We start from the raw sequence: 24,089 nt of genomic DNA, 5'->3' as shown, positions 1-24,089 counted from the left end.
CACAATGCCTCCCGATAATGATCCTTATTAGTAACTCTTCTCGTAGTGCTTCGCGATAGCTTGTGCAGCGTGAGTTGCACTAAAAACGCTGGGCCGCCTTAGCCAATATCATTTTGGCTGTTTTTTGCAAGTTCAAAATTGAATTTGTTGACTTAGCCCATGTGATCGGATAGGTATCCGTCACTTGCATAAACTTTTTCATGCAATTTTCCTAATGCCGTACCCCTTGAAGAAGTCAAAGACAAAAGTTCGGGTGCCGGAGAATCTCTCGGCGCGCGTTTACAATCAGATCAAGAGCCTGATCCTGTGCAACGAAGTGATGCCTGGTCAAAAACTTCATCATCAAGAGCTTAGCGAACGGCTCGGCGTCAGTCGTACGCCCGTACGCGAAGCGCTGACTCGCCTCGTGCAAGAAGGCTACGTCTCATTCCTTCCAAACCGTGGTTTTACGTGCAAAGAAATTCGTTTGCAAGAGGCCGAAGAGCTCTACGAGCTGCGTGAAGCGCTGGAGGCGTTCGCGGTCGAAAAAGCGATTGCCAACCTAACCGAGCCGAGTCTCAGTCAGCTGCGCATGAAGATGACCTCCTACGGCAAAGACATTGAAAAGCGCTTCACTCGCGAACGCTTGGTCTACGATCAAGACGTCCATTTGGAGATCGCCGCGCTCGCGGGCAACCAAACTCTCAAGAGTTCGTTGGCCCATGTTTTCGAGCGCATCGTGCTCAAACGGCGCACCGACGGGCTCTACGATCCGGCGCGCGGCGTCGCCGCCCATCAAGAACATTTGCGGCTCTTGGCGGCGATCGAGCAGAGGGACGTCGATCGTGCGGTGCGCATCGCGCGCGAGCATATTCAACGGGGCAAGCACAACGTGCTCGCCGATTTGAAACAGCGCCAGGAGATTCGTGAGCTAAGAAGATTTGACAGCGAGAACAACGGAAAATTTAACTAGCAAAAAGAAAGGAAAAACTATGGCAGCAGATTTAGTTATCAAAGGCGGTTGGGTGGTAACCCCCGACACGACGTTTCGCGGCGGCGTGGCGATCAGCAATGAAGTGATCGTCGCGATTGGCTCGGACGACTCTCTACCTTCCGGCAAAGAGGAGATCGACGTCAAAGGCAAACATATTTTGCCGGGCTTGTTCGACGGCCACGTCCATTTCCGTGAACCGGGCATGACCCACAAAGAAGATTTTCAGACTGGCTCCACGGCGGCGGTCTGCGGCGGCATCACCACGGTCGTTGACATGCCCAACACCATGCCGCCGACCTCCGACGCGGCCACCGTCAAGCAGAAAAAAGAATTGGGCGAAGCCAGATCGCTGGTCGATTTCGGCATCACCGGCGTCGTCGTCCAGACCAACACCAAAGATATTCTTCCCATGGCCGCCGCCGGCGCCATCGGCTACAAGATCTTCTTCGGTGAGACCATCGGCAATCTGCCCTTCCCCGACGACGGCATGTGTATGGAAGCGTTTGATTTCATCGCGCAGTCGAAGCTGCCGCTGGGCATTCACGCCGAGAACCGCCAGATCATGGCTTATTGCACCAACAAGCTGAAGCAGGAAAACAAAAACGACGCGCGCTACTGGGAAGCTTCCCGGCCCGATATCTGCGAAGCGGAGTCGGTGCATCACGCGATTTTCTTCGCCGAGACTTTTGGCACCAAGCTCCATGTTTTTCACATGAGTTCTAAGCAAGCGGCTTATATGGTCCGCGACGCCAAAGCCCGCGGCCTGCGCGTTACGGCCGAAACCGGCCCGCACTATCTTTTGCGCGAACCCAACGACATGGATAAAGTCGGTTCGCTGCTCAAGATGAACCCGCCGGTGCGCACCCAAGACCATGCCGAAGTGCTTTGGCAGGGCCTGCGCGAGGGCTTCGTCGACACGCTGGCCACCGACCACTCGCCGCACACCCTGGACGAAAAAGGCTCAGACATTTACGGCAAGCTGACCAAGCCCGCGATCTGGGATTGTATTTCGGGATTCTGCGGCGTTGAGACCGGCGTGCCGCTGATCTTGACCGAAGTAAACAAAGGCCGCTTGACGTTGAATCAATACGTCAAGTGCGCCGCCGAGAACCCGGCCAAAGTGTGGCAGGTCTTCCCGAAAAAAGGCGCCATCCGCCTGGGCTCCGACGGCGACATCACTGTCGTCGATATGGATAAAGAAGGCACCATCGACGTCAACAAGTTGCACAGCAAGAACAAACCGTCGCCCTGGCACGGCTGGAAGGTCAAAGGTATGCCTGTCCTGACCGTGGTGCGCGGCCACGTGCAAATGAGAGACGGCGAGCCCTGCGGCAAAGCCGTCGGCAAAGCGCTGAAGCCGCTCGTGTAAGAGAATGGAGTGATGGAGTAATGGGTGGCCGGAATCCGATCCAACACTCCATTACTCCAACACCCTCTGCACCAAGTAGTTTCTAATTCGCGGCGATCAGAACGCGGGCCATCGAAGAGTCTTGGTAAGAAAGAGTTTTCATGAAACGCACCGAAGCATTTGAAATGTACCAGCCCAGGACGCTGGTCGAAGCAAGCCGGCTATTGAAGGACAACGGCCCCGGCGGCCGGTTCCTCGCCGGCGGCACCGACCTCGTCATTGCCATGAAAGAAAAGGGCCTGCTGCCCAAGTATATTGTCGACTTGAAGCGGGTGCCGGGTCTGACCGGTATCCGTGAGAACAAGGACAAGGGCATCACCATCGGCGCGCTGACTACGATGTACGAGATCGAAACTGCGGCGCTGATCAAAAAGAAATATCCGTTCTTGGCTCAAAGTGCTGCTGAAGTGGGCTCGATCCAAATTCGTAACCGCGCCACCATCGGCGGCAACATGTCCAATGCCACACCATCGGCGGACACCGCGCCGGCTTTGATCGCGCTAAACGCAACAGCCAAGGTCGCCAGCGCCAGCGGCGAGTGGACGCTGCCGCTGCAGGACTTTTTCCGCGGTCCTGGCCAGAACGCGATGAACGCAGACGAAATCTTAACCGAAATCACAATTCCCAAAACCGCTGCCAATCTCGTTGGCGAATATATCAAGTTTTCGCCGCGCGAGATGATGGACTTGGCCTACGTCGGCGTCGCCGTCGCATACAATTTTTCCAAGAAAGATAAGCAGTGCAGCAACGTGCGCATCGTGCTCGGCGCCGTGGCGCCGACACCGATCCGCGCCTGGCGCGCTGAAGCAGCGATGGAAGGCCAAGTGCTGAGCGAAGCGGTCGCCGCCAAAGCCGGCGACATCGCCGCCCAGGAAGCCAAACCCATTAGCGACGTGCGCTCGTCGGCTGATTACCGCCGCGCCATGGTCGGCGCCATGACCAAGCGCGCGCTCATGAACGCGTCTGTCGGTCCGGCGAAGTCTTGGTACCAGCGGCGCGAAAGAAGATACTAGATCGTCGCTCGTGTTCGTGGCTCGTGTTCGTCCGATTCCGAGCAACGAGCACGAATCACGAACACGAGAAAGCCATGAACAAACCAATCCAATTCACCCTCAACGGCAAATCCGTCAGCCGCACCGTGCCCAACCATCGCCTGTTGCTCGATCTATTGCGCGATGAAATCGGCATGACTGGAACCAAAGAAGGCTGCGGCACCGGCGACTGCGGCGCCTGCACGGTTAGTGTGAACGGCAAGCCCGTCAATTCGTGCTTGATTCTCTCAGGCGAGCTCGATGGCGCCGATATTACGACGATCGAAGGGTTGAAGATCGGCCCTGAGCTGCACCCGATTCAGCAAGCTTTCGTGCAGGACGGCGGCGCCCAGTGCGGCTACTGCACGCCCGGCATGCTGATGATGTCCAAGGCATTGCTCGACGGTAACAAGAATCCGACCGACGAAGAGATTCGCTACGCACTGTCCGGCAACCTTTGCCGCTGCACCGGCTATGCGAAGATCGTTCAGGCGGTGAAAGACGCCGCTGCGATAATGCGAAAATAATCCTTCGATCCGCGCTGCGCGCTACTCAGGACAACCGGAATTAGAACCGATTCCCCGAGTAGGCCAGCAGGCCGTATCGAGGGGAGTACTACTTTCAGGAGCCCATATGTCCGACCTAACCGTCATCGGAAAACCCGTTACCCGCGTCGACGCCAACGAAAAAGTCACCGGCCAGATCGTTTACGGCTATGACCTCGTGTTGCCCAACATGCTCTACGGCAAAACCCTGTTCAGCACCAAGGCGCACGCCAAGATCAAGCGCATCGACACCGGCAAAGCCAAGGCGGTGCCTGGCGTGGTCGCCGTCGTCACCGGCGAAGACGCGCCCTGGACCCACGGCGAGGCGGTCAAAGACAAACCGTTTCTCGCCCAGGGCAAAGTTCGCTACATCGGCGAACCGGTGGCCGCCGTCGCCGCGGAAGATGAAGACACGGCCCAAGCCGCGGTCAAATTGATCGAGGTCGAATACGAAGACCTGCCGGTGTACACCGATCCGGAAGACGCCGCCAAGATGGACTGTGTGGCCATCCACCCAGACTACGATTCCTACCGCAAGGCCGACTTCATGGTGCGCGGCGCGGCGCCGAATGTTTGCGAGCATTTCAAGCTGCGCACCGGCGATGTTGCCAAGGGTTTTGCCGAATCCGATCTGGTGCTCGACGAGCGCTACTTCGTGCCGATGATTCAACACTCGGCGATGGAGCCTCATTCTGCCCATGCGCAGTGGGACGAAGCGGCTGGCCGGCTGACCCTTTGGGTCGCCAACGACGCGCCGTTCCGCGCGCTGCACGAGATCACCGAGGCATTGAGCCTGCCCAAAGAAAAAGTCCGTTTCATTAATCCGGCGCAAGGCGGCGGCTTCGGCTCCAAAGGCGGCTTGAAGTGCGAACCGATCGCAGTCGCGCTCGCCTTCAAAACTGGCGGCCGTCCGGTGCGCGTGAAGTTCAACCGGGAAGAGACTTTCATCTCGACGCTGACGCGCCACGAAGCGGTGGTTTATTGCAAAACCGGCGTCAAGAAAGACGGCACGATCATGGCGCGCGAGATGACGATTTATTGGGGCGCCGGCGCCTACGCCGAAAAGAGCCCGACGGTGTGCATCCGCGGCAGTCTGCCGGCACCGGGGCCGTATCGCATCCCCCACGTCAAAGTCGACGGTTATGCCGTCTACACCAACAAGCCGGTGGCCGGCTCCTACCGCGGCTACGGCATCCCGCAGGGCGCCTGGGCGGGCGAGCAACAGATGGACGAGCTAGCCAAGAAGCTCGGCATGGACCCCATCGATATTAGAATGAAAAACATGTTCGTCGAGGGCGACACGTCCTACTGGGGCGAACAGCTGCACGCGGTCGGTTTGAAAGAAACGTTGGTCAAAGCCACCCAAGCGATCGATTACGGCAAAAAACCGGCAAAGCAAAAGCCTGGTGTCAAAATCGGCAAGGGTTTTGCCTGCATTCAGAAGCCGACCCGTTCGCCGACCACTTCCAATGCCGGCGTCAACGTCAATGCCCAGGGCGAAGTCACCGTGCTGGCCGGCACCGTGGAGATCGGCCAGGGCTGCAACACGATCCTGTCGCAAGTCGCCGCTGAAGAGCTCAAGGTCCCGATGGACAAAGTCCAGATGCACCAGCTCGACACCGATGTCATCCCCTACGACGCGTCGACGACCTCGAGCCGCAGCACCTATCACATGGGCAACGCGGTGCGCCGCGCCGCGATCCACGCGCGCGAGCAGATCATGGAAGCGGCGAGCCCAATGCTCGAAGTCGGCGTGCAAGACTTGGGCTATGCCGACGGCAAAGTGTTCCCCAAAGACCAGCCTCAACAGGCGCTGCCCATCGGCGAAGTCGTCAAGCGCAAGCTTGGCATCAACGGTGTGGTGCACGGCGATGGCTCCTACACCTACGAGATCGGCAAAGACTTGGATCTGGAAACCGGTCACAGCGACCACGCCTCGGCGTTTTACATGTATGCGACCCAAGCCGCCGAAGTCGAAGTTGACGAAGACAGCGGCCGGGTGCGCGTGCTGCGCATGTCGGCGGCCCACGATGTTGGCAAGGCGATCAATCCATTGAACTGCGCCGCGCAGATCGAAGGCGGCGTCATCATGGGCGTCGGCTCCGCGCTGCACGAAGAGATGGTCATCGATAACACCGGCAAGGTGCGCAATCCGTCGTTCTTGGATTATCACTTGGTGACTTCCCTCGACTGTCCGGAACTGATCCCGATCATCGTCGAGTGCCCAGAACCCGAGGGCCCCTACGGCGCCAAAGGTCTCGGCGAGCCAGGTCTGGCACCGACCCCGGCGGCCATCGGCAACGCCGTTACCGATGCCACCGGGGTGCGCGTCTACGATTTGCCGCTGAAGCCGGAAAATGTTTTCTGGGCCCTGCAAAAGAACAAAAAAAGCGCCGCCTAGGCGGGAATCGTTCACACGAAGGCACGAAGCTGACTAAGGTAAGAAAAGCGAAGAAGAAACCACGAAAAGCACGAAACACACGAAAATGGAGAATTCTATAGTTTCTTATTTCGTGATTTTCGTGGGTTTCGTGGTTAATTCTTCTTTCGCTTTTTTGCTCTCAGCGTCTTGGTAGTGAGTTTTCCGAGTCATTTGGTTGCGGCTTTGCCGCGCTGGCTCCTTCGCGGTGAAACAGATTTCTTAGCCTTCACTCTACAATTTCGATTTTCGGACCGCGTCGATCTCGAAATCACCATTTTTTTCGTCTAACATCTGAGTGCCGAACGGGGGCTTTCCGTTCGGCGCAATTCTCACGATCTGGAGGTGTGTCAATAATGAACGCGGCTTATCGCGCGGCCTTGCCATTGCTGCTATTTTTTCTGCTGCACCGTTCAATCCTGAGCGTGGCCGACCTGCTGGCGGCTTCCGGCATGCCGCCGGTGATCGATCCTAACAACCTCTACAGCGAAACCCGCTCGGACAAGCTCAGCCCGGTGGTCGCTAAGCACCTGCATCGGGTCTATGTGCCGAACCGCAGCTCCAATGACGTCTGGGTGATCGACCCGGCAACTTATAAAGTCGTCGACAAATTCAAGGTCGGCATCAACCCGCAGCACGTTGTGCCGTCTTGGGACTTAAAAACCCTTTGGGTCAACAACAACGCCGAAGGCCGCCATGACGGCAGCGTCACCCCCATCGACCCAGTCACCGGCAAGCCCGGCAAGAACATCCCGGTGGACGATCCGTATAATATGTACTTCACGCCGGACGGCAGCGCCGCCATCATCGTCGCTGAAGCGCGCAAGCGCCTCGACTTCCGCGACCCACAAACCATGGCAATGAAATTTTCCATCAACACACCGCAGTGCGCCGGCATCAACCATGCCGATTTCTCCGCCGACGGCCGCTACGGCATTTTTACGTGTGAGTTTGCCCAGACGCTCGCCAAGATCGACCTCGTCGAAAGGAAAGTCATCGGTTATCTGAAGCTCTCGAAAGGCGGCATGCCACAGGATGTGCGCATCTCCCCCGACGGCAAGATTTTCTACGTCGCCGATATGAAGGCCGAAGGAATATTTCTCATCGATGGCGAGAAATTCACCGAAATCGGCCACATCAAAACCGGCCTTGGCGCCCATGGCCTCTACCCGAGCCGCGACGGCACCAAACTCTACATCGCCAACCGCGGCGTCGCCAAAGTCTACGGACCGCCAAAAGGGAAAGGCAGCCTCTCGGTGCTCGATTTCGCAACCAGAAAAGTCGAAAACACTTGGCCCATCCCCGGCGGCGGCAGCCCCGACATGGGCAACGTGACGATCGACGGCAAAGAGATCTGGCTCTCCGGCCGCTATGACAATGAAATCTACGTGTTCGACACGGCCAACGGCAACGTGAAAAAAATCCCGGTTAGGTCCGAACCGCACGGCTTGACCGTTTGGCCGCAGCCTGGAAGATTTTCGCTTGGACATACGGGGAATTTACGGTAGCCCCCTCGATTTTCCGAGTAGCGCCGAGCGCGTATCGAGGGACTGCACGGCTAAAATCACATGGAGGGAAATCACATGCGTAGAATCGATAGCCTCGTAGCGGTAACCATTCTGTTGCTCACGAGCAGCCCTACTTTTGCCGCCTCCGCCGACGCCGATTTCTTCAAAGGCAAAACCATCCGAGTTGTCGTTGGATTTTCCGCCGGTGGCGGCTTCGACCAATATGCGCGCACCATCGCGCGCCATATGCCCAAACATATTCCCGGCAGCCCGGCGATGATCGTCGACAACATGACCGGCGCCGGCAGCCGGGTGGCGGCCAACTTTCTCTACAAAGCTGCCGCGCCCGACGGCCTGACCATCGGCAATTTTATCGGCTCGCTTTTGCTGCAGCAGGTTCTTGGCGATACCGGCATCGAGTTCGACGGCAGGCGCTTCGATTGGCTCGGCGCGCCGGTCCAGGATGAAACTGTCTGCGCGCTTACGAAAGCCAGCGGCGTCACCACCCTCGATCAATGGTTCGCCTCCAAGCGGCCGATCAAGCTCGGCGGCGAGGCGCCGGGCGCCAACGATTCCGATGCGCCGCGCATGCTGCAAGCGACGTTGAAGCTGCCGATCCAGTTGATCGAAGGTTACAAAGGCACGTCTTTCATCCGCATCGCCGCCGAAGCCGGCGAAGTCGACGGCGGTTGTTGGACCTGGGCATCGATTCGCGCGACATGGAAAAAAGGCCTCGACTCGGGCCAGGTGTTCCCGGTGATACAGATCAATGCCAAAAAAGCCGCCGATATCCCGCACGTCCCCAATGCCATCGACCATGCGAAAACGCCAGAAGCGAAAGCGTTGCTCGAAGCGGGTATTCACGGTCCGTCGGCGATTCTGCGCGCCTATGCGCTACCGCCCAACACGCCGAAGGATCGCTTGAACGTTTTGCGCGACGCGTTCAACGCAACGATGAAAGACAAGGAATTTCAAGCCGAGATCACCAAAGCAAATCTAGAACTGGAGCCGCTCACGGGCACCGAAGTCGAAGCCATCGCGCGCAAGCTATATCAGGTGGATCAAGGCATAGTAGGCAAGCTCAAAGAAATCTTGGTTCCCAAGAAAAGCTATATCAGGTGGATCAAGGCATAGTAGGCAAGCTCAAAGAAATCTTGGTTCCCAAGAAATAGCTGGAAAGAGTCCAACAACTCTCGATCCTAGTACAGATCGCTTGTCATTAACGGTAGCGGTAATATAGAGTCCTGTTGAGTTCATCAACCTAAAGGAGACTCAATGGCAATCGTTCTGTACTACGCCCCCAACACCTGCGCCCTCGCGCCCTATGTTACGCTGACCGAAGCCGGCGCCAACTTCGAAGCTCGGCCGCTCAATTTTCGCAAACGGCAGAACTTCACGCCCGAGTACCTGAAGATCAACCCGAAGCACAAAGTGCCGGCGCTGGCGGTCGACGGCAAAATCTTGACCGAGAACGTTGCCATTCATCAATGGGTCCATCGCACGTTTCCGAATGCGAAGATTCTGCCCGCCGACCCGTGGGACCAGTTGCAGGCGATCTCGCTGCACGCCTGGTGCGCCAGCGGTATTCACCCGTTTCTGAGCCGGATCAACAACCCCGGCAAAGTCAGCGACAGCGCCGGCAGCGCCGATAGCGTGGTGAAATTCGCAACCGAGGGGCTATTTGAGAACTTCAAAATCGGCGACGACTTGCTCGCGGGACGCGAGTACTTTTTCGCCCATTTCACCGCCCCGGACGCGCATTTTTTCTGGTGCTGCCGCCGCGCCACCCAGTTAGGTGTGGACCTTTCAGCCTTTCCCAACGTTGTCGCCCATTTCAAGCGCATGCAGGAGCGCGCAAGCGTCAAGAAACTGCTCGCCTTTGAGAATGAAGTGAACGAAGCTTTTGCCAAAGGCTAAAACCGGCCGATGGGTCGGCAGTGGGTGACGATCCTGCTGAAAGAGCGATGTGGAGTCCTTTGACCGGCTCCAAACGAAGCTGGCGCCAACCCACCGTCATCGGGGAAATCTTGGCGGGAACCCTGCTTGGCCCATCGATCTTGGGCGTGTTCGCGCCGGGCCTAGCCGCAGCCCTGCTTCTGGTCAAATCGGTCCTGAGCGGCTCCCTCATTAAGTGGGCGATGGCGCGCGGTTAGTCAGCGCCGACCGAGCGCTAACGCCACTTGATCACCCGCAAAATATTCGAGTAGCTGTCGGTCCACAGATCAGGCCCGGAGTCGAGCATCTGCCAGCGCTCGTCTTTGCGCAACGCCTCCAGCGACTTTTGCGCCCGCGTCATGACCACCCAGGTCGATGAGAATTTCCCGTGTTCGCGTTCTTGTTCGGTGTGGTCGCTATCCGCGCGGACCAGCGCAAAGAGCTTGAGCTCGTCGGCCAAGCGGCCCAACACCGGCTCAAGATCGAGATAGCGGTTGGAAATGTGGATCGCCATGATGCCGTCGTGGGTAAGTTTGGTGAGATAGAGCTGCAAGGCTTCTTGGGTGAGCAGGTGAATCGGGATCGCATCCGAGCTGAAAGCGTCGAGCACCAGCAAATCAAAGTGGCGGCTCGGGCTCCTGGTGAGCGACACTCGCGCGTCACCGATGACGATCGACAACCGCGCCGGACAATCGCGCAGGTAGGTGAACAGCTTCGGATCGCGCGCGATCCGTTCGATCAAGGGATCGATTTCGAAGAAAGTAAAACTTTGGCCTGGCTTAGCGTAACAGGCCAAACCGCCGCTCCCTAATCCAACCAAGCCGACGTTGGCGTTCTTGCGGGGCTGGGCAAAGGTTTGAAATATCTGTCCGATCGGCCCAGTGGGGTAGTAGTATGAGATCGCTGTAGTGCGCTGTTTTGGGTCGAGATTCTGCGTGCCGTGCAAAGTCGTGCCATGCAGCAACGAATTGCGCGTGGCGGAACTATTGACAGAGACGCGATAGACCCCAAAGAAACTGCGGCCCCTAAATAACGTTGTCGCCGAATCGGTGTTGATCGACGATGCCAGAAAAACCGCCAAGAGCCCCAGTCCAAAGCGCAGCGGCCGATGCGCAAAGCTGATGCACGCAAGCGCCGCCAGAGCGAACAAGAGCGGGGTTTCCAGCTGGTCCGGCAGCCAGGTGATTTTGTCGATGTTGCGGGCAAGAAAATAGTACACGGCGCCAAGCAGCGCCGGCCAGAGAAAATCGCGAAAATTGACCTTTGCTTTCGCGCTGTCGCGCACCAGGTGGGGGCGCAGCATGACCGCGACGATGATGGCTAAAGGATACTCTTGCAGCCGCAGGAAGATTCGCGGCGCAATCAACGAGTTGAACAGTCCGCCGAGCATGCCGCCCAAGGAAATCCACAGGTAGAATTCCGTCAGGTACTGCGTCGGCGGTCGGTCGCCGGCAAGCCGTCCGTGGCAGACCACCGCTGTGACAAAGAAGGTGATCAGGTGTAATCCCGCCACCAGCCAAGGGAGCTTCACCGCTTCCGCGAAGTAGTTGACGACGCTGACGCAAACCAGCAGCCCCTGCAGGCGCACGGTCAAGGAATGAATCGCCCAGCGCGGCCGCGCAAACGCCAAAACGAAAGAAAGCAAATAGAGGCTCAACGGCACGATCCAAAACAGCGGCACCGAGGCGACGTCGGTGGTAACGTACGTCGTCACCCCGAGCAGCAGGGTCGACGGCGCAAAGGACCAGAGCAGCCAGCGCAGCCGGCGCCACAGGGAGAGCGGCTCATTGACGATGGCCGTCGTTGTTGCAGGGTCAATCTGCGGCACCACGGACTTGGCGCGCAGCAGCGGCCCGGCGCATAGCAGCAACAAGAGCACCAGCGACCCATAGCCGAAAACCCAAAGTTGGTTCTGTTCGCTCAGCGTCAGAAATGGTTCGAGGAGCGCTGGGTAGAGGATCAAACCGATAAAACTGCCGAGGTTGCTGGCAGCGTAAAGGGAGTACGGATCGACCGCATCCGCGTGACCGGTTTCAGCAAACCATTTCTGCAAGAGTGGCGAGCCCGCCGAAAGAATAAAGAAAGGAAAGCCGACGCTGGTCGCCAAGGCGCCCAAAATTGCCGTTGCCGGATAGCGTTCCAAGGCAACGAGAGCTTCTTTGCCAAAGGCGATCGGCAAAAAGAAAATCGCCGCCGCCACCAGTGCCAGGTGCAGGACGCCGTGGCGGCGTGAGCCTAAGGTGCGGCTGCCGAGATGCGCATAGACGTATCCGGCAAGCAGTGTGCCTTGAAAAAAAAATAGACAGGTATTCCACACCGCCGGCGCACCGCCAGCCAGGGGCAGAATCATTTTTCCGACCAACGGCTGGACCCAAAATAACAAGACGGCGTTGAGAAAAATCGTTGTTGAATAGATCAATCGACCGGCCAAATCGGTTCCTCGCAGTTGATAAAAGACATCCGTCTATGGGCAAACAGCCGATGCTAGCATCAATCGCCGGCGGACGTAACCGATGGAACTTATCCCTGGCTCAACTGCGCGGCTTGGCAAAGCCGCTGGCCTCTACTATACAGAAGCCGGAGGTGAGCCATGGCCAACGAAATTTCTTTGAATCAGCTACGCGACCTCGCCCAGCGAGCGGGGTTAAAGCTTTCGGATGACGCACTGCAACAGCTCGTTCCGGGCGTAAACCGCACGCGCCAACAGGCCGACGAGCTGCGCCGGCTGTTGAACAACCAAGTCGAGCCGGCCGGTCACTTCTGTGCCAACAAAGGGAACTAGCCATGAGCACTACCGAGCTTGGTTATTTGACGATCGGCGAGGCCGCAATTGGGCTGCGGCAAAAAAAATTTTCCGCCAGCGAGCTGACGCGTGGCTGCTTGGCACGGATCGATGCCTTCGACGGCAAGCTGCACGCGTTTATCACGCTGACGCGCGAGCTGGCGCTCAAGCAGGCCGAGCAAGCCGATACGGAGTTGCAGGCGGGCAAAGATCGCGGCCCACTGCACGGCATTCCCATTGCGCTCAAAGATCTCTATGCGACCCGGGGCATCCGCACGACCTGTCACTCGGCGGTGTTGGAGCACTGGATCCCCGATTTCGACGCCACCGCCGCCACCAAATTAAGTGAAGCAGGGACCATCCTGCTTGGCAAAGTCGGCATGCACGAGTTCGCCTTCGGCGGGCCGTCGGTCGATGCTCCGTTTCCGGCTGTGAGAAATCCCTGGAACCCGGCGCACATCCCGGGCGGCTCCAGCAGCGGCTCCGGTGCCGCCCTCGCCGCCGGCCTGTGCCATGGCGCGCTCGGCTCCGACACCGGCGGCTCGATCCGCACCCCGGCGGCACACTGCGGCATAGTCGGCATCAAGCCGACCTTTGGCCGCGTTAGCCGCTACGGCGTCATTCCCTTGAGTTGGTCTTTGGACCACGCCGGGCCAATGGCGCGTAGCGTCGAGGACTGCGCGATGCTGCTGCAGGTGCTGGCCGGTTACGATCCGAAAGACCCGGCATCGGCCGATGTGCCGGTGCCAAACTTTCAGGAAGAAATGAAGGGAGGCGTCAAAGGACTACGTGTCGGCGTGCCGCGCAAGAACTGGTTTGACGAAAACCTCGGCATCCACCAGGAAAGCGAAGAGGTCTTCAACGAGGCATTGCGGGTGTTAGAAAGTCTCGGCGCGCAAATTATTGATATCGACGGCAAGGCCTTTTCACTGGCGCGCAAAGCCAATCAAACGATCTTGATCAGCGAAGCGTACACCTATCACGAAAAGACTTGCCAAGAGACCCCGGAAAAACTCGGCAGCTCCGTGCGCAGAAGAATCATCGAAGGCGCCTTCATGAGCGCGGCCGATTACATCACGGCGCAGCGTGCCAGAGCCGTACTGAACGAACAAATCCGCGCTGACTTTTCTCGCGTCGACGTCTTCGCCGTGCCCGGCGCCGCCCGACCGCCGGAGCCGTTTGAAGGCATGGACCCCAACGAGCTAAACCTGCGGCCAAGTTTTACCAACCCGTTCAACTTGACCGGATTGCCGGCGATCTCCGTGCCGTGCGGTTTTACCCAAGGGAACTTGCCCGCCGGCCTGCAGATCGTCGCGCCGCCGTTTGCCGAAGCCGCCTGTTTTCGGGCGGCCTACTCCTATGAACAGGCGACTGACTGGCGCACTCGGCGACCATCGCTATAGAGCGGAAATCCGATCCCAAAACCACACATCCCAGATTCACCCCACGGGCAAATCTGGGATTCGTAGCAAGCCACGCCCGCCTCGTAACGCGGGCGTAGCTTGCGGTTCGAGTCGACCTACTACTGCTGCACGCTAACTTCGACGCGCCGAGCCTCGGCAGCGTCGCCGGTACCGGTGGTTTCGGCCGGTTTCTGCATCACGATCCGGTCTTCGGCAACCCCGGCGGCTTTTAAAGAATCGCGCACCGCTTTGGCGCGGTTCTTCGCCAACTCTTCGTTCTGCGCTTTGTTGCCAGCCGGATCATGAAAACCGGAGATCACTGCCTTGCTTGCAGCGTTGGCGCCCAGGAACGTCACGATCGCTTTTAGCGTGTCGCCGGAGTCCTTCGGCAACGCGGCTTTGCCAACTTCGAAGTAGATTTTCGCCGCCGGCGGCACAGCCGGCGCTGCTGGCTCAGGAGCAGGTGCCGGCGCGGGAGCTGGCACCGGAGCAGGCGGCGGCGCTTTCACGGTTTCTTGCTTCTTGCCGCACATGGACATCAACCAGAGCAAGATCGCCGCGCCAATAAGCCAGGGCAGCCATTTCATGAAACCGGCCCCCCCCGCACTGGCTGTCTCGCCAACCGCGGCGGCACCGGCCGCTGCGGTGCCACGCAGTCCGCTCAACCACCCGGTGGCAGGGCCGATGAATTTGGTAACCTCCGCGGGCAGCAACGATGGAATCGTTCCGCCGGTGGTGAGCTTGCCGATCACGAGCGGCAAGACATAAGCCAATGCGCTGTTCACAGTCGATCCGTCCACGCCGAAGCGAGACGCCAATCCTGATAATAATCCCGAGTCAGCCAAAGTCGACTGCACCTGCGCCGGTGATATCGGCTTGGCGTTGGCGCCACCGCCGATCCAGGAATTGACCACATCGCTCAGCCCGGCGTTGCGGAACAATTGCAAAAAACCGCTGATGCCGCCCGAGTCGCGATTGGTGATAAAGGCTAAGAGCATCTGCAACAACGGCCCCGCGTTGTTGCCCAAACCGAAACGCGCCGCAATGTCCTTGATGATCGCATCAAACATGACCTTTCTACCTCCTTCGTCGCTTCGTCACACGTTGTCAATTAAGTGGAATAACCACGACAAACCAGGACATATTACGCCTAAATGCGTGTGTGCAAAGTTTTTTGCAGATGTTTTTTTAGCTCAGCGAGCGGTATCGTATGAGCGCGGGAACCCACGCTTGGAACAAAGCAGAGACCAGCTAATGCGCGTTTCCAAACACCCGAAAATACATCTGCGCCAACGCCGGCTCCATGGTTTTCGCCGCGGCCAATTCGCGTTGCATCGACGGCTCGAGCCGTGCGCGGGATTGCTCTGCCGTCCGCAACACTTCTTCTTCGTCAACTTTGGTCAACCGCCCGGTCTGCACCACCACTTCGCCGTTGACGATTACCGTATCGACGTTACTGCCGTTTTCGCAGAAGGCGATTTGATTGATCACATCATTCAGGGGCCGGTACGCCGGGGTGTCGCGGCGCAGGAGAACTAGATCCGCCAATTTCCCCGGCGCTAACACGCCGGCTTCCAAGCCGAACGCGCGCGCGCCGTGGCGCGTCGCCATCGCCAGTGCTTGCGCCGGGGTAATCCACTGATTGAAATCGGTCCCGGCATGGTTGTGGATCAGCGCGACCAAGCGCACGGCGTCGAACATGTTTTGATTGTCATTCGACGCCGCGCCGTCGGTGCCGAGACCGACGTGGACGCCGGCGGCAACGAATTCTTTAACTTTCGCAAGGCCACTGCCGATGCGCAGATTGCTCGCCGGGTTGTGCACCGGCGTGGCGCCACGCTTGGCGAATAAATCGACGTCACTGTCTTCGATCCAGATCGAATGGGCGCAGGATAAATTTGCTGCGACGATGCCGAGACCGTCTAGATGCCGCAGCAGCGAGTGTCCGTAGATCGCATCGCCCTGCACTTGCTGGGCGCGGGTTTCGGCCAGATGGATATGCAGGGGCAGATTTCTTTTGCGCGCCATTTCGGCACAGCCGGTCAATAGCTCATCGCTGCAGCGCTGCACCGCAGAGGGGCCGGGGCACGCGGTCGTCAATTTCTCCGGTGCGTGAAAGGTTTCGATGAACTCTGCGCATTCAGCCAACCAAGCTTTAGTTGTTTTGGCTTCGCTGGCGCTCATGCGCTTGATCTCATCGTTCAAGTTCGCATCAGTCTGGCCGAGCGGTATGGTGTCTTCATAGTTCTTGTCGGTGACCGTTAAAGCGGCGACGTGGCGCAGCCCCAGATCGCGCATCGCTTGGATCGCCGCGCCGGCGCCCATGAAGCGGCAAGCCGAGCTGCCGGCAAAATGATCGAGCACGGTGGTCGCGCCGTTCTTGAGCATCTCCATGCCGCCAAGCAGCGCGCTGGCGTAAAAATCATCTTCGCGCATGTCGCGCAAGGAGGCGCGATAATAGGCGCGCCAGATCTCCAGTGGTTTGCTCGGCATCATGCCGCGGACAAGGTTGGCCGGCGAATGGCAGTGAGCATTGACCATGCCGGGCATGGCGATCAGGCGGCTGGCGTCGATGGTGCTATCGAACGGACCGGCCGGCATCCACTGGCGCGGGCCGACATACGCCAAGCGGTTGCCATCGATGACGATGGCGCCGTTTTCGATGACGTCGCCTTGATCGTTCATCGTGACGATCAACGCGTTGTGGATGAGCTGTCTCATAGCCGTTCAGACAAACCCCATCTTCCGGCCCCAATTCTCGGGGTCCTTGAGAAAATCGACGATCTGATCTTTCTGCTCGTCGGTGAAATAGTGCTTGCTCGTGCCGGTGTCGAGGACGTCGTCCCAATCCGCCAGCACCTGCAGCTCGATGCCGTTCTTCGCCAAGTTGTCTTTGCCCTCGTGCTGGTTCAAGCGCGTCGAGGCGTAATCGAACACGCATAGGCAATGGGTCATCTTAGCGCCGGCGCCGCGCACACCGATATTAAAGCGCAGCTTGCTTAGGCCGTCGGTGATCAGGTCTTCGACCATGAGCACGCGCTTGCCGGCCTCCAGAATGCCTTCGATCTGCTTGGTGCCGCCGTAGCCCTTGGGCTGCTTGCGGATGTAGATCATCGGCTTTTTGATCAAGTGCGCGACAAAGGAAGCGTAGGGAATGCCCGCCGTCTCACCGCCGGCAACCACGTCGATTTTGTCGAGGCCAATGTCGGTCTCGGCCTTCTTCGCCATCTGGGTGACGATGTATTCGCGCTCGGCAGGATACGACAAAAGTTTGCGGCAGTCGATATAGACCGGCGATATGCGCCCGGAGACAAACACAAAGGGCTTGTCTTTGTAAACCGCGATCGCTTCGGTCGACAAGAGCATCTCAGCGACCTTGAGAGAAACTTCGCTCATGGAAAACTACCTCGTAATTTTGGGATTAGCTCGCTATAACATAGCGCTTTCCCGGTTGCCAATCATGCCGGCGAATTCTGTGCAAATAGCGAGGCTTGATTTTTGCTGTAATCATTGTAGAGATTTAGAGATTTAGTTATGCTATGCAGCGCGGCTGAATAACCGATTTTGCATGAGCGTCTAAGGTGGAGAAACGGAAGGGGAAACTCATATGACGACCAAAATATTTGGGCTAATCGCTGCGGCTTTGCTGCTGACATCGTCACCGGCAGCCGCGCAAAAGTATCCTGACAAGGTCATCACCGTGGTTGTGCCGTTCACGGCGGGAGGACCCACCGACACGGTGGCTCGCCTGGTGGCCCAGCCCATGACTAGGACGCTGAAAACCCAAATCATCGTTGAAAACGTCGGCGGCGCCGGCGGCACGATTGGCGCCAACAGGGTAGCGAGGGCAGCGCCCGATGGCTATACCCTCTTCCTGCATCATATTGGCCACTCCACCGCGCCATCGCTCTATCGCAAGCTGCCCTACGATTCGGTCAACGATTTTGAGCCGATCGGTTTGATCAACGAAGTGCCGATGACGATCATCGCCCGCAAGGATTTGCCCCCTAAAGATCTGAAGGAGCTGATTGCCTATATTAAGGCGAACAAAGACAAAGTCACCTACGGCAACGCCGGCATCGGCGCGGCATCGCATCTGTGCGGTATGCTGTTCATGAGCACCATCGAGACCGACCTCACCACGGTTCCGTACAAAGGCACGGCCGATGTGATGAAAGACCTCCTGGGCGGCCAGATCGACATGTCTTGCGACCAGACCACCAATACAACCAGTCAGATCAAAGCCGACAAGATCAAGGTCTACGGTGTGACCACCAAGACTCGCCTGGCCTCTTTGCCAAAGGTGCCAACCGTCGATGAAGCCGGGCTCAAAGGCTTCGAGGTCTCGGTCTGGCATGGACTCTACGCGCCAAAGGGCACACCTAAACCGATCAGCGAGACGCTGACCAAAAGCTTGCAAGCCGCCCTTAAGGACAATCTGGTCAAAGAACGCTTTGCCGACCTCGGCACCGAGCCTGTGGCGGAAAAACGCGCGACTCCCGAAGCGCTGCGTGCTCATCTGAAAGCTGAGATCGACAAATGGGCGCCGATCATCAAGAAGGCTGGGATTTACGCCGACTGATTCATTTTCATTTCGATCGCGAAACAAGAGGCCGGGCGCAATCCCGGCCTTTTTTTGCTTTGCTTCCGACGGGAGTTGTTGTACAAAGCGCGATAATCGACGTTAACGGCACAAGGGGAACTTCGTCGTCATGATTCGAAGCGCTAAAGATTTATGGGCCGGCGCGATTTATCTGTTTTTCGGCGCGGCCGCGATTTTGATCGCGCGAGACTACTCGATGGGCACAGCCTTGAGAATGGGGCCGGCTTATTTCCCGTCGCTGTTGGGCGGCTTGCTGCTATTGATCGGGGCCATCTCGATCATCCGCTCGTTTTTTACCAGCGGCACGCCCATCGGTGCCTTCAGCGCTCGAGGACTCGCCTTCGTCATCATATCGGTGCTTGTTTTCGGCCTAACGGTACGCGGCCTTGGTTTGGCGGTGGCTCTGCCCATCCTCGCGCTGGTCAGCGCTCTGGGAAGCAAGCGTTTTCGCTGGCAGCCGGCGCTTTTGATGGCCGCGGGCTTAACGGTCTTTTGCGTGCTGGTATTTTTGAAGGGACTCGGCATCCCGCTGCCGATATTCGGCCCTTGGCTTGGCGGCGGCTGAGATTCCCATGGAACTATTTTCCAATCTGCTGCTCGGCCTCTCGGTGGCGGTAACACCCGCCAACCTGCTCTACTGCCTACTCGGGGTATTTTTGGGGACGGCCATCGGTGTGTTGCCCGGCCTCGGGCCGACGGCCACCATCGCGATGCTGTTGCCGGTCACCTTCGCGCTGCCACCGGTTACTTCTCTCATCATGCTCGCCGGCATCTACTACGGTTCGCAATACGGCGGCTCGACGACTTCGATCCTGGTCAACCTGCCCGGTGAAGCGGCCTCGGTTGTAACCACGCTCGATGGTTATCAAATGGCCAAACAGGGGCGCGCCGGTCCGGCGCTCACCACCTCGGCCATTGGTTCTTTCTTCGCCGGCACGGTGGCGACTTTTCTGCTCGCGCTCTTCGCGCCGCCGCTTGCCGAAGTCGCGCTCAAATTTGGCCCGGCAGATTATTTTTCTTTGATGGTCCTCGGCCTCGTTGCCTCGGTCGTGCTGGCGCAGGGCTCGCTGCTGCACGCCATCGGCATGGTCGTCTTGGGCTTGCTGCTCGGCTTGATCGGCACCGACGTCACTTCCGGCGCCCAGCGTTACACTTTCGGCATCCCCGAGCTGGCCGACGGCATCGGCTTTGTCACCGTCGCCATGGGCATGTTCGGCCTGGGCGAGATCATCCGCAATTTGGAAAATGAATCGGAACGGTCGGTGGTGATCGCCAAGATCACCAGCCTCATGCCGACTAAAGAAGATTGGAAGCGCATCGTCGCGCCGATCCTGCGCGGCACGGTGATCGGCTCAGCCATGGGCATTTTGCCCGGCAGCGGCTCGATCTTGGGCTCCTTCGCCGCCTACTCAATTGAAAAGAAAATTTCCAAGAACAGCGCCCAGTTTGGCAAGGGCGCCATCGAAGGCGTTGCCGCGCCGGAGTCGGCGAACAACGCCGGCGCGCAGACTTCGTTCATTCCGATGCTGACGTTGGGCATTCCATCCAACCCCGTCATGGCGCTGATGGTTGGGGCGATGATTATTCAAGGCATCCAGCCGGGCCCGTCGGTGCTCACCGAGCAGCCCAAGCTTTTCTGGGGCATCATCGCCTCCATGTGGGTCGGCAATCTGTTCTTGGTGATTTTGAATCTGCCGTTGATCGGCATGTGGGTGAAGATGATCACCATTCCCTATCAGCTGCTCTTTCCGGCGATTTTGGTCTTCTGCGGCATCGGCGTTTTCAGCCTCAACAACAGCACCTTCGATATTTATCTGATGGCGCTTTTCGGCGTGTTGGGCTACCTGCTTTCGAAGCTCGGCTGCGAGCCGGCGCCGATGCTGCTGGCGTTTATCCTCGGTCCACTGATGGAGGAATACCTGCGCCGCGCCATGCTGCTGTCGCGCGGCAACCCGTGGGTGTTTGTCCAACGGCCGATCAGCGCGACGCTGCTCGTGCTTTCGGTGTTGGCGATGTGTACGGTTCTGATCCCCGCGTTTGGCAAAACGCGGGAAGGGCTGAAGGATTAGCAGCCCAATCGACGCGGTCTACAATCCCAGCCGATAGAACCGCAGCGCGTTGTCACCCAACACCGCTTCTTTGTCTTGTTGGGAGAGATCATCACGCCCGAGCAGCTCGTCGATTTCATGGCGGCATTTCGCCGCATCGAAGACTTCGTGCGGGAAGTCGCTGCCGAACATAAACGACTGCCGCCCGCCTTTTGCCACCGCGGTGTTCAAGCCGTCGTCGTCGCAGTCGAAGCCGACAAAAATACGCCCCGCGCGCATCAGTTCCTTGAGATACTCGCTGGCCTTTTGCCCCGGCTGCGGCCCGCCGATCAAGTTACCGTTAACGTCCATCTGCACATGGCCCGGGTGGTACGAACGATCCAAGCGGTCCATCATGAACGGCACCCAGGTAGCGCCGCCTTCGAGAAACGCCACGCGTAAATTGGGGAAGCGTTGAAAGACGCCATGGCTGATCATGGCGCCGCATTGAATCATCAAGCTGAACGGATGGCCGAGGGCGTGCACCGGATAGTAAGTCGTAAACGCATCCATGCCCATGTGGTGCAGCGCGCCGACGTGCACGGCTAAACCGCAGCCAAGCTTCTCGGCCTCTTCGTAGAGCGGCCAATAAACCTTGTTGCCGAAGTGGCCTTGGATCGCATCGCCATTCGACGGCAGCATGCCGCCCAGCATGCCGAGCTCTTTCACCGCGCGGCGCAGTTCCAACACTGCTGCATCGACGTCCTGAAACGGTATCAAAGCGACCCCTTTGAGGCGCGGGTTCTTGCTCAAATATTTTTCATAGAGCCAGGTATTGTACGCCCGACAGGCGACCACCGCCCAGTCGGGGGCCATGATGCGGCCCACCGCGAGGCCCGCCGTCGGGTAAAGCACCGTCCAGCTGATGCCGGTCTCTTCGAGAAATTCTGTCCAAGCTTCGGGCGATGGATTACCCGTAGCGCGGCGGTTCTGTTTCAAGTAGCGAAAATGGTGATGGTCGAATTCCGGGAACAGAGCGGCCATCTGATTGCCCTTGGGCATGTATTGGGCGATCTCCGGACCGCAGGACTGGTCGTTAATATGGCCGTCGGCATCGATAATTTGCAGTGCCATTTGTTCTCTCCATTCTAAAACTGCTAGACTCACCTTTTGTTTATGCGACGCGTTGCAGAAAAACAAACAGCTTCGCCGCCATCTTATCCCGCCATCAACCAGCGCCGCTTGATGCGCGATTTGAATGCCATCGGCCGCATCGGCATCGGCAATCGCGGCGGCGTCACCCGTTTGGTTTTCTCGATCAAAGAGCTGCGCAGCCGCCAAGTGCTGATTCATCTCATGCGCCAGGCGGGCTTAAAAATCCACATCGACGGCATTGGTAATATCTTCGGCCGCTACGACGGGGACGACGCCAGAGCGCCCGCGGTCGTTGCCGGCTCACACTTAGATACCGTCATTCATGGCGGCAAGTACGACGGCCCAGTCGGCGTCATCGGCGCCTTGGAAGCGATCCGCACGATCAGCGAAAACAACATTCCGGTCCGCTCGCCGCTCGAAGTCGTCTGCTTCGTCGGCGAAGAGTCGAGCCGCTTTGGCTTTTCGACCCTCGGCAGCAGCTTGGTCGCCGGCGAAGTGCATCCGAAAGACCTGGCGCATGCCGTCGACGCCCAGGGAACAAAACTTGCCGACGTGTTATCGAGTCTCGGCATCAGCGCAAAAAATCTCCACGGGATAAAACGCGATCCAAAGAGTCTCAAAGCCTATCTCGAGCTGCACATCGAACAGGGACCGATTCTCGAAGCCATCGGCAAACGCATCGGCTTGGTTACGGCTATAGCTGCACCGAGCCGCTTCCGGGTGATCTTCACTGGCCAGGCCGACCATTCCGGCACGACGCCGATGCACATGCGCAAAGACGCGCTGGTGGCTGCCGCCTTGTTCATCGAGCAGGTGGAAAAAATCTGCCGCAAGTATTCGTCCATGGCCAAGGGCCGGGTCGTCGGCACCGTCGGCGCGATGAAGTTGGAACCCGGGGTGATCAACGCCGTGCCAGGGCGCGCGGAGTTACAGGTGGATATTCGCAGCACTTCGGCGCAATCGAAGGCCCGCGTGACACGCTTGGTTAAGCAATGCGCCGAAGCGATCGGGCGCAAACGAAACCTCGGCGTTGAAACGTTGACCATCCGCGAGGAAGATCCGGTGCCCCTCGACAAACGCTTGCTGCGCCTGACGCGCGCGATCTGCGATGCCAAAGAGCTGGTCTATGAGATCATGCCGTCGGGCGCCGGCCACGACGCCATGCAGATGGCCAAGATCACGCCGGCCGGCATGATCTTCATTCCAAGCCAGCGCGGCATCAGCCACAACCCGCTTGAATGGAGCGCGCCCGAAGATATCGCGCTCGGCACCCAACTATTGATGGAAACGATGATCAAAGTCGCCAATGAGTAGGGACAGGTCGCGACCTGTCCCTACAGCAGGTAGCGCAAGGACAATGGGGCTGTAATGGCGAAAAATAATCGGAACAATAAGAAGAAGCGTCTTTTGAATGCGGCTCAGGTGCGCGCCATCTTCGAGCGCTTCAGCCGCGAGATGATGCGCCACTACGGCAACCTCGATCAGGTCGTCTTCATCGGTGTGCGCACCCGCGGACCCTACGTTGCCAAACGCTTGGCTGAAAGGATCAAGAAGCGCCACGGCAAAGAGATCCCCATCGGTGAGATGGACATCACGCTCTATCGCGACGATTTGAACGCGCTCTTGCCCGGCGGCACCATCGACCACACCAAAATTCCCTTCGACATCGCCAATAAAATTGTCGTGCTCTTCGACGATGTTCTGAACACCGGCCGCACCGTGCGCGCCGCCGTCGATCACTTGATCGACCTTGGGCGCCCGAGAATGATTCACCTCGCCGTGATGGTCGACCGCGGCGGCCGCGAGCTGCCCATCGCCGCCAACTACGTCGGCAAAAAGATCAACCTCAAGTCCGGCGGCCATGTCGAAGTGCGGTTGAAAGAAGTCGACAAGGTGGACGAAGTTTTAGTGGGATAAAGCGGAGCCAAACCAGAAGAACGCTTCGACAAGCTCAGCATGAACGGATCTTTCTACGCAATTTTGTCCCACTGCCCGTTCGTCCTGAGCTTGTCGATGGACTCCAAGGACTACTAGCGCGGATTGTTCATCGCTGCGGCGCGATCGAAGTGAAACTCTTCCGGAGCGAAGGCAACAGATATCTGCTTCGACGCCGCCCGGTGGGGGCGACCGGCGGTCGCCCTGCTCTGCGAATCGCAGTGGAAAGCTCGAAGAGGGGCCAAGCCTCGGCGAATCAAACCGAACGATTTGCGCTGATGCCCGCGCTCCTCCAGAGTTCCACTTCGATCGACACAGTGTCATGGGTTTTCCCCGTCGCATGAATAATTCGGGCTAGTGCGTTT

At 58.4% G+C, this 24,089-nt stretch carries 21 protein-coding genes; 16 read left to right on the top strand and 5 right to left on the bottom strand.

Annotated elements, in window-relative coordinates:
- Positions 1–214: 214 nt before the first annotated feature.
- The 9 genes from FJ145_16060 to FJ145_16020 all read left to right on the top strand — a co-directional run bounded on the left by FJ145_16060 (position 215) and on the right by FJ145_16020 (position 10,037).
- Positions 215–952 carry a GntR family transcriptional regulator gene (locus FJ145_16060; GenBank protein ID MBM4262931.1) on the top strand — a complete coding sequence of 246 codons (738 nt, stop codon included), beginning with the start codon at positions 215–217 and terminating at the stop codon, positions 950–952.
- Positions 953–971: 19 nt separating this feature from the next.
- On the top strand, positions 972–2,342 hold the full coding sequence (locus FJ145_16055; GenBank protein MBM4262930.1) for an amidohydrolase family protein: 1,371 nt from the start codon (positions 972–974) through the stop codon (positions 2,340–2,342).
- A 140-nt stretch (positions 2,343–2,482) separates the two neighbouring features.
- Positions 2,483–3,394 carry a xanthine dehydrogenase family protein subunit M gene (locus FJ145_16050; GenBank protein MBM4262929.1) on the top strand — a complete coding sequence of 304 codons (912 nt, stop codon included), beginning with the start codon at positions 2,483–2,485 and terminating at the stop codon, positions 3,392–3,394.
- Positions 3,395–3,468: 74 nt separating this feature from the next.
- Positions 3,469–3,939, top strand: a complete 471-nt coding sequence (locus FJ145_16045) for a (2Fe-2S)-binding protein (GenBank protein MBM4262928.1) — start codon at positions 3,469–3,471, stop codon at positions 3,937–3,939.
- A 106-nt stretch (positions 3,940–4,045) separates the two neighbouring features.
- On the top strand, positions 4,046–6,358 hold the full coding sequence (locus FJ145_16040) for a xanthine dehydrogenase family protein molybdopterin-binding subunit (protein ID MBM4262927.1): 2,313 nt from the start codon (positions 4,046–4,048) through the stop codon (positions 6,356–6,358).
- A gap of 470 nt (positions 6,359–6,828) precedes the next feature.
- Positions 6,829–7,884, top strand: a complete 1,056-nt coding sequence (locus FJ145_16035) for a YncE family protein (protein ID MBM4262926.1) — start codon at positions 6,829–6,831, stop codon at positions 7,882–7,884.
- A gap of 60 nt (positions 7,885–7,944) precedes the next feature.
- Entirely contained in the window at positions 7,945–9,018 is a 1,074-nt protein-coding gene (locus FJ145_16030; GenBank protein MBM4262925.1) for a hypothetical protein, read from the top strand.
- 141 nt (positions 9,019–9,159) lie between these two features.
- Positions 9,160–9,801: a glutathione S-transferase family protein gene (locus tag FJ145_16025; protein MBM4262924.1), complete on the top strand. Its 642-nt coding sequence runs from the start codon at positions 9,160–9,162 to the stop codon at positions 9,799–9,801.
- Between the two features lie 47 nt (positions 9,802–9,848).
- A complete protein-coding gene (locus FJ145_16020) occupies positions 9,849–10,037 on the top strand; it encodes a hypothetical protein (protein ID MBM4262923.1) in 189 nt (62 codons plus the stop codon).
- A gap of 17 nt (positions 10,038–10,054) precedes the next feature.
- On the opposite strand, the gene FJ145_16015 is transcribed toward FJ145_16020, so the two are convergent.
- The gene (locus FJ145_16015) at positions 10,055–12,250 is read right to left on the bottom strand and encodes a hypothetical protein (protein ID MBM4262922.1); all 2,196 of its coding nucleotides are present in this window, start codon (positions 12,248–12,250) and stop codon (positions 10,055–10,057) included.
- Positions 12,251–12,409: 159 nt separating this feature from the next.
- On the opposite strand from FJ145_16015, the gene FJ145_16010 reads away from it, so the two are divergent.
- Complete coding sequence (locus FJ145_16010) at positions 12,410–12,601, top strand: hypothetical protein (GenBank protein ID MBM4262921.1); 192 nt, start codon at positions 12,410–12,412, stop codon at positions 12,599–12,601.
- A 2-nt stretch (positions 12,602–12,603) separates the two neighbouring features.
- Complete coding sequence (gatA, locus tag FJ145_16005) at positions 12,604–14,004, top strand: Asp-tRNA(Asn)/Glu-tRNA(Gln) amidotransferase subunit GatA (GenBank protein ID MBM4262920.1); 1,401 nt, start codon at positions 12,604–12,606, stop codon at positions 14,002–14,004.
- A gap of 119 nt (positions 14,005–14,123) precedes the next feature.
- On the opposite strand, the gene FJ145_16000 is transcribed toward gatA, so the two are convergent.
- The 3 genes from FJ145_16000 to pyrE form a co-directional block, all read right to left on the bottom strand.
- Positions 14,124–15,074: a DUF937 domain-containing protein gene (locus FJ145_16000; protein MBM4262919.1), complete on the bottom strand. Its 951-nt coding sequence runs from the start codon at positions 15,072–15,074 to the stop codon at positions 14,124–14,126.
- 181 nt (positions 15,075–15,255) lie between these two features.
- On the bottom strand, positions 15,256–16,725 hold the full coding sequence (locus FJ145_15995; protein MBM4262918.1) for an amidohydrolase: 1,470 nt from the start codon (positions 16,723–16,725) through the stop codon (positions 15,256–15,258).
- A 6-nt stretch (positions 16,726–16,731) separates the two neighbouring features.
- Complete coding sequence (gene pyrE / locus FJ145_15990; protein MBM4262917.1) at positions 16,732–17,400, bottom strand: orotate phosphoribosyltransferase; 669 nt, start codon at positions 17,398–17,400, stop codon at positions 16,732–16,734.
- 211 nt (positions 17,401–17,611) lie between these two features.
- Here pyrE and FJ145_15985 point away from each other — a divergent pair, with 211 nt between their 5' ends.
- The 3 genes from FJ145_15985 (at position 17,612) to FJ145_15975 (ending at position 20,676) form a co-directional block, all read left to right on the top strand.
- Positions 17,612–18,586, top strand: a complete 975-nt coding sequence (locus FJ145_15985) for a tripartite tricarboxylate transporter substrate binding protein BugD (protein ID MBM4262916.1) — start codon at positions 17,612–17,614, stop codon at positions 18,584–18,586.
- 130 nt (positions 18,587–18,716) lie between these two features.
- A complete protein-coding gene (locus FJ145_15980; GenBank protein ID MBM4262915.1) occupies positions 18,717–19,172 on the top strand; it encodes a tripartite tricarboxylate transporter TctB family protein in 456 nt (151 codons plus the stop codon).
- A gap of 7 nt (positions 19,173–19,179) precedes the next feature.
- The gene (locus FJ145_15975) at positions 19,180–20,676 is read left to right on the top strand and encodes a tripartite tricarboxylate transporter permease (GenBank protein MBM4262914.1); all 1,497 of its coding nucleotides are present in this window, start codon (positions 19,180–19,182) and stop codon (positions 20,674–20,676) included.
- An 18-nt stretch (positions 20,677–20,694) separates the two neighbouring features.
- On the opposite strand, the gene FJ145_15970 is transcribed toward FJ145_15975, so the two are convergent.
- Positions 20,695–21,768: an amidohydrolase gene (locus FJ145_15970; GenBank protein MBM4262913.1), complete on the bottom strand. Its 1,074-nt coding sequence runs from the start codon at positions 21,766–21,768 to the stop codon at positions 20,695–20,697.
- A 42-nt stretch (positions 21,769–21,810) separates the two neighbouring features.
- Here FJ145_15970 and FJ145_15965 point away from each other — a divergent pair, with 42 nt between their 5' ends.
- A complete protein-coding gene (locus FJ145_15965; protein ID MBM4262912.1) occupies positions 21,811–23,103 on the top strand; it encodes a M20 family metallo-hydrolase in 1,293 nt (430 codons plus the stop codon).
- Positions 23,104–23,157: 54 nt separating this feature from the next.
- On the top strand, positions 23,158–23,706 hold the full coding sequence (pyrR, locus tag FJ145_15960) for a bifunctional pyr operon transcriptional regulator/uracil phosphoribosyltransferase PyrR (GenBank protein MBM4262911.1): 549 nt from the start codon (positions 23,158–23,160) through the stop codon (positions 23,704–23,706).
- Positions 23,707–24,089: the final 383 nt, after the last annotated feature.

Source organism: Deltaproteobacteria bacterium (assembly GCA_016874755.1).
In the GTDB taxonomy this organism is placed as follows: domain Bacteria; phylum Desulfobacterota; class Binatia; order UBA9968; family UBA9968; genus DP-20.
Note: the sequence above shows the minus strand (reverse complement) of the source record. Positions and strands in the feature narration are given on the sequence as shown.